Consider the following 5,664-nt stretch of genomic DNA (forward strand, 5'->3'; position numbering starts at 1 on the left):
GCGGAATCGACGACGCCGCGGCCGGCAATGATCAGCGGCCGCTCGGCGCCGCGCAGCGCGGCGATCAGCGGCTCCAGCTCCGCTGCCGAGAGCGCGGTGGCGGGGGCCGGCATCGTGAGTTGCGGTGCTCCGGCCGGCTGGGTGGCGGCCTGGACCGGGACCTCCACCAGGTCATAAGGGATGGCGACGACGATCGGCCGGGATTCCGCCGCGGCGCGGTCGTAGGCGTCATGGACCTGGGCGGCCGGGTCGCAGGCGTCCAGGCGCACCGTCTCGACTCCGGCCGCGGCGGCCATGCCGACTTGGTCAACATCGAAGAAGCGCGGCCCGGAGGAAGGGGCGTCGCCGACGATCAGGATCAGCGGGATCCGGGCGATGGCAGCCTCGGACAGGGCGGTGAGCGTATTCGTGAACCCGGCACCGTAGGTGACGGTGGCCGTGGCCGGCTGCCCGGACGCGCGGAAGTACGCGTCCGCCGCGGCGACCGCGCCGGCTTCATGGCGCACGGTGACAAAGGGGAAGCCGGTACTGGTCAGCTCGCTGATCAGGTGGGCGTTGCCATTGCCCATCAGCCCGAACAGGACGGTGGCACGCTCGCGCACGACCCGGGCCACGGCCTGGGGGACGGTGGCGATGGCCTCAGTAGCGAGGCTGGCGGCAGCGTTTGCGGGGCGGTCTGCGACGGCGGTCATGGCGGGACTCCTCAGGGCTCAGGACAACATGGTCTCTTGCCCATGAGTGTGACCTGAGCCCGGGCCACTGCGCAATCAGCCACTGATGTACTGGACAGCGTGTGCATCTTGACCCATCAAAGCCCCAGTTGGTTATACAAACTGTCTGGCCAGCGGGGAGCGCAGCAGCGTGAGGCAGATGCCAGCTGGCCGCAGCAGCTCTATTGTTTTCCCAAACCTCCGGGTGGAATCATGCGGTCATGGCAAAGTCACTGACGGTCGGCTATGCGGCGATGCTCGAGCAGTTCCACCCGAGCGAGGCGGTGGCGCTCGCCGAGCACGCGGAGCGGAACGGCTTCTCAGGCGTCATGGCGGCGGACCATTTCCAGCCCTGGGTGCCTGCGCAGGGTCAATCGGCGTTCGTCTGGAACGTGCTCTCGGCCTTGGGCGAGCGGACCACGGGCGACATCGGGCCGGGCGTCACCTGCCCCAGTTTCCGCTGGCATCCGGCGATGGTGGCGCAGGCGTCGGCGACGCTGGCCGCGATGTACCCGGGCCGGCACTGGCTGGGGCTGGGCTCCGGCGAGGCGCTGAATGAGCACGTCATGGCGCAGTACTGGCCGGAACCGCCGGAGCGGATCAACCGGATGTTCGAGGCGATCGAGATCATCAACAAGCTCTTCGCAAATTCGCTCGCGGGCAAGGACGTCCGGCATGCCGGCACCTACTACAAGATGGAGTCGACCAGGCTGTGGACCATGCCCGAGGTGCCGCCGGAAATCCTGGTGGCCACGGCCGGCCCGGTGACCGCCAAGCGGGCAGGCAAGCATGCCGGCGGGTTGATCACGGTCGGGGCGCCGCTGGACAAGGTGGCGATGCTCTTCGACCGGTTCGACGCCGGTGCCAAGGAAGCGGGCAAGGATCCCTCGGGTATGCCGAAGGTGCTCCAGCTGCACCTGAGCTGGGCTCCGACCTATGAGGAAGCCTTGTCCAACGCGATGACGGAATGGCCCAACGGCGGCATGAAATTCCCCAAGGCCGACATCCGCTCGCCCTTCGAGTTGGAGCAGATGGCCAAGCTGGTCCGGCCGGAAGACTTCGAGGGCCGGATGGTCATCTCCGAGGATCCGGATGTGCACCGCGCTGCCATCCAGAAGTTCGCGGACCTGGGGTTTGACCGCATCTACCTGCACAACGTGGGCCGCAACCAGCGGGAGTGGATCGAGGTCTTCGGCGCCAACGTCATCCCGGCGCTGACCCGATGAGCCTGCGCGCGCTGTCGGTTTTCGCCGTCGAGGGGATCGGCGAGATCATCGCCGGCGACGACCTGGCCGCCATCATTGAGGCGGCCGCCGGCGGCGAACTCCACGACGGCGACATCCTCGCGGTGACGTCCAAGATCGTGTCCAAGGCCGAGGGCCGCGTGCTACCGGCGGCGGACCGCGAGGAAGCCATCACCGCGGAAACGGTCCGGGTGGTCGCCACGCGGACCCATGAAAACGGCGTGACCCGGATCGTGGAGAACCGCCTCGGCATCGTCTCGGCCGCGGCCGGCGTGGATGCCAGCAATACGCCCGAGGGCACCGTCCTCCTGCTGCCGGTTGACCCGGATGCCTCCGCCCGCCGGCTCCGCGCGGAACTGCACCGGTGCTGCGGAGTGAACGTCGCGGTCGTTATTACGGATACCCTCGGCAGGCCCTGGCGGAACGGGCAGACGGATGCCGCGATCGGCGTGGCCGGGCTGGCGCCGCTGGCCGACCTGCGCGGTTCCGTGGACAGTGCCGGCCGTCGGCTGAGTGGCACGGTCACCGCCGTCGCGGACGAGATCGCCTCCGCCGCGGACCTGGTCAAGGGCAAGATCAGCGGCTGTCCGGTGGCGGTGGTGCGCGGGCTGGGCAGCCTGGTTGCGGCGGTCAACAACGACGGCGGGGCGCACCTTCCGGAGGCGGGTGCGGCCGCGCTCATCCGGTCTGCCGAACAGGACATGTTCCGGCTGGGCACGGCCGAAGCGATGGAGGCCGGCCGGCAGGAGGGGTTCGAGGCCGGCCGGCGGGAAGGTTTCCGGCAGGGCTACAGGGCCGGACTCGCTGACGGTTCACGCGGCGGGGAACTTGCCGACGCGCCGATCGGTGCGGAATCCGGCAAGGACGGTGGCTGAGACTCTTGGGGCAACGGGCTCAGCGCCACCAACGGCCTGCCCGTGACCGGGTGCTCCAGCACGACGGCGTCCACGCCGTAGACCCGGCGGATCAGGGCGGGCGTCAGGACGCCGTCGGTGGGACCGGCTGCCGCCACCCGGCCTTGGTGCAGGACGATCACCTGGTCGCAGTAGGCGGCCGCGATATTGATGTCGTGCAAGGCCGCCAGCACGGCCACACCGCCGGCGGCAAGGTTCCGGACCAGCTCCATGGCCGACAGCTGGGCGTTGATGTCCAGATGGTTGGTCGGCTCATCCAGCAGCAGCACGTCCGGTTCCTGGGCGAGGGCCTTGGCCAGCTGGACCCGCTGGCGCTCGCCGCCGGACAGCGTGGAGTAGCGGCGGTCGGCGAAGGCGTCCAGGCCCACATCGGCCAGGCAGCGCCGGGCGATGTCCAGGTCTTCCCCGCTGGTGCCGGCCAGCAGGGAACGGTAGGGCAGCCGGCCCAGCAGCACGGCATCCAGCACGGTCAGCGGCAGGTCCGTGGCGGCGCTTTGCTCCACCAGGGCCAGCCGCCGGGCGCGCTCCTTCCGCGGCAGGCGGCGGAGGTCCGAGCCGTCCAGCAGGACGGACCCGGCGTTCGGCGCGGCGACGGCGGCGAGCAGCTGCAGCAGGCTCGTCTTTCCGGAGCCGTTGGGCCCCAGCAGTCCGGTGACGGTGCCTGCCGGGACCGCGCAGTCCACGCCATCGAGGATCAGTTTGCCGCCGGCCCGGTAGGCCAGGCCGGCGCCCCGGAGGTTCATGCGGCGGCCCTCCTGCCCCACAGCATGGCGATGAAGACCGGCGCGCCCAGCAGCGCGGTAATGATGCCGACGGGAATCTCGCGCGGATCGAACAGCGTCCGCGCCAGAGTGTCCGCCCAGACCATGAACAGGGCTCCGGCCAGGGCCGAAAGCGGAAGCAGGGCGCGGTGCCGCGCTCCGGTCAGCAGCCGGACGGCGTGCGGGAGGATCAGGCCGACGAACCCGATGGATCCGCTGACCGAGACCATGGCGCCGGTGAGTACGGCGGTTCCAGCCAGCAGGAGCCAGCGGATGGCGCTCACGTTGAGCCCCAGTGCCGCGGCCGAGGTGTCGCCGAAGGCAAAGCCGTCCAGAACCCGGCCGGCCAGCAGCACCGGTGTCCCCGCCACAACGAAAGCGGTCACCGTAATCGCGACCGAGTTCCACGTCGCGGCGGACAGCGAGCCCATCAGCCAGCTGAGCACCTCGCGGTAGGAGTCGCCCTGCGCGGAGAAGAAGATGATGAAGGACGTCAGCGCGGACGCCAGCGCGGAGACGGCCAGCCCGGCGAGCACGGTGCGGGTCGGCGTGATGACGCCAAGGGCCGAAGCCAGCCCGAGCGTGAGCACCAGGGCCGCCATCGCTCCGGCGAACGCGGCCACCGGCAGCAGCACGGCCGCACCCAGCAGGAGGACCGCGACGGCGCCCAAGGCAGCACCGGAGCTCAGCCCCAGCAGGTACGGGTCGGCCAGCGGATTCCGGGTGAGCGCCTGCATGACCGCACCGCTGACCGCCAGGCCGGCCCCGACCACTGCCGCCGTCAGCACCCGGGGCAGCCGCAGCTCCCACACGATGCCGTCCTGGATCGGGGTCAGGCCCGCGCCGGCGGATGCTTCCGGCCGAAGCCCCAGATGCTGGAGGACGGAACCGAGGACCTGCGGCGGCGACAGGCTGGCCGGCCCGATCGAGACGGCGACCAGCACCGAGACGGCCAGCAACGCCAGCAGGACCAGGCCCCACAGCAGCCCGGACCCCGGCCCAAAGCGCTGACGCTTCCCGCCGCGCCTGCTGCGGGACCGGACCGCGAAGGTGCGTGCCGCCGTCGTAATCTCCCGCCCGGTGTGCTCGCGCAAACTCATGCTTAGTCCAGTTCCGCCAGCTGGTCCACCAAGGACTGGACGGTCTCGACGCTGCGGACCCCGGCCTCGGCGGCGGCGAACGGCACCACCAGGTACCGGCTCTCCCTGACGGCATCCAGCTGCGAGATCACCGGATGGGCCTCGAGCACGCCGATTTTCTTCTTGAGGCTGCTCCAGCTGGAATCCACCAGCACGATCACCTCGGGATTCCGCTCCGCGACCACCTCCCAGGACAGCGGCGACCAGGCCTGGTCCACATCGGCGGCCACATTCCGCAGCCCCGCCGCCTCCAAGACCAGCTGAGGGGCTCCGGTGCCGCCGCCGACATACGGGGTGTCCGAGCCGGAGCTGTACCAGAGGGCGGACAGTCCCCGGCCGTCCGGCTCCACGGCCTTGAGCTGTTCGCGCTGTGCGACGACGAGCCGCTCGGCCTGGGGTTCCGCGGCGAAAATCCTGCCCATCTCGTGGATGTCCGCGAAGATCTGCTCGAAGGTCAGCGGATCCGGCTGGTAGCCCGGCTCCCGGCACGCCGCGGGGGAGACGTAGGTGTCGATGCCCAGCCTGCCCAGCGCCGTGCGCTCGCCGGCGCCATCCGCGGAGAAATTCGATTCCCAGCCGGCGTAGACGAAGTCCGGCTCCAGGGCCAGCACCGGTTCCTGCGCCGGGAGCTGTTCGGAGATCACCGGGATGTCCTGCCGCCACCGCTCGGGCACCGGGCCGTCCGCGAAAGCCGATCCCACGATGCGCTCGCCCAGGCCGAGGGCGAGCAGCAGTTCCGTACTGGTGGACTTGATGGTGACCACGCGCTGCGGCGGTGCGCTGAACGTGACCTCGGTGCCGCAGTTGTCCACCGTGAATGGAAAGCCCGACGCCGGAGCTACCGCGCCGTCGTCGGGTCCAGTGGGGGAGCGGGTCGCCAGGGCGTCGGGACCGGC

General features: G+C 70.4%; 6 protein-coding genes. 2 read left to right on the top strand and 4 right to left on the bottom strand.

The genetic code is table 11. The annotated features are described in order from the left end of the window. The coding region (locus D477_RS19055; RefSeq protein WP_005273885.1) for a thiamine pyrophosphate-binding protein at positions 1 to 692 on the bottom strand (692 nt) is incomplete at its 3' end. 239 nt (positions 693 to 931) lie between these two features. Between D477_RS19055 and D477_RS19060 the strand changes: the two genes are divergently transcribed. Both D477_RS19060 and D477_RS19065 read left to right on the top strand, forming a co-directional pair. Continuing rightward, positions 932 to 1,936, top strand: coding sequence for a TIGR03557 family F420-dependent LLM class oxidoreductase (locus D477_RS19060; RefSeq protein ID WP_005273888.1), 1,005 nt, complete (start codon positions 932 to 934; stop codon positions 1,934 to 1,936). Next, on the top strand, positions 1,933 to 2,829 hold the full coding sequence (locus D477_RS19065; RefSeq protein ID WP_005273889.1) for a coenzyme F420-0:L-glutamate ligase: 897 nt from the start codon (positions 1,933 to 1,935) through the stop codon (positions 2,827 to 2,829). The genes D477_RS19060 and D477_RS19065 overlap by 4 nt, the downstream gene beginning before the upstream one ends. Here D477_RS19065 and D477_RS19070 read toward each other — a convergent pair. The 3 genes from D477_RS19070 to D477_RS19080 all read right to left on the bottom strand — a co-directional run. After that, complete coding sequence (locus tag D477_RS19070) at positions 2,742 to 3,611, bottom strand: ABC transporter ATP-binding protein (protein ID WP_005273893.1); 870 nt, start codon at positions 3,609 to 3,611, stop codon at positions 2,742 to 2,744. The two genes, D477_RS19065 and D477_RS19070, sit on opposite strands and share 88 nt — an antisense overlap. Then, positions 3,608 to 4,729, bottom strand: a complete 1,122-nt coding sequence (locus D477_RS19075; RefSeq protein ID WP_005273897.1) for a putative F420-0 ABC transporter permease subunit — start codon at positions 4,727 to 4,729, stop codon at positions 3,608 to 3,610. The genes D477_RS19070 and D477_RS19075 overlap by 4 nt, the downstream gene beginning before the upstream one ends. A 2-nt stretch (positions 4,730 to 4,731) precedes the next feature. Continuing rightward, positions 4,732 to 5,664, bottom strand: a 933-nt coding sequence (locus tag D477_RS19080; RefSeq protein ID WP_005273900.1) for a putative F420-0 ABC transporter substrate-binding protein, incomplete at its 5' end; no start/stop codon positions are given.

Origin of the sequence: Arthrobacter crystallopoietes BAB-32 (assembly GCF_000328305.2) — a bacterium.
In the GTDB taxonomy this organism is placed as follows: Bacteria; Actinomycetota; Actinomycetes; order Actinomycetales; family Micrococcaceae; genus Crystallibacter; species Crystallibacter crystallopoietes_A.

Bases quoted from the DNA above. Each gene is read 5' to 3' on its own strand.
- D477_RS19075 (WP_005273897.1), bottom strand. From the start codon at position 4,729: ATGAGTTTGCGCGAGCACACCGGGCGGGAGATTACGACGGCGGCACGC.
- D477_RS19070 (WP_005273893.1), bottom strand. From the start codon at position 3,611: ATGAACCTCCGGGGCGCCGGCCTGGCCTACCGGGCCGGCGGCAAACTG.
- D477_RS19065 (WP_005273889.1), top strand. From the start codon at position 1,933: ATGAGCCTGCGCGCGCTGTCGGTTTTCGCCGTCGAGGGGATCGGCGAG.
- D477_RS19060 (WP_005273888.1), top strand. From the start codon at position 932: ATGGCAAAGTCACTGACGGTCGGCTATGCGGCGATGCTCGAGCAGTTC.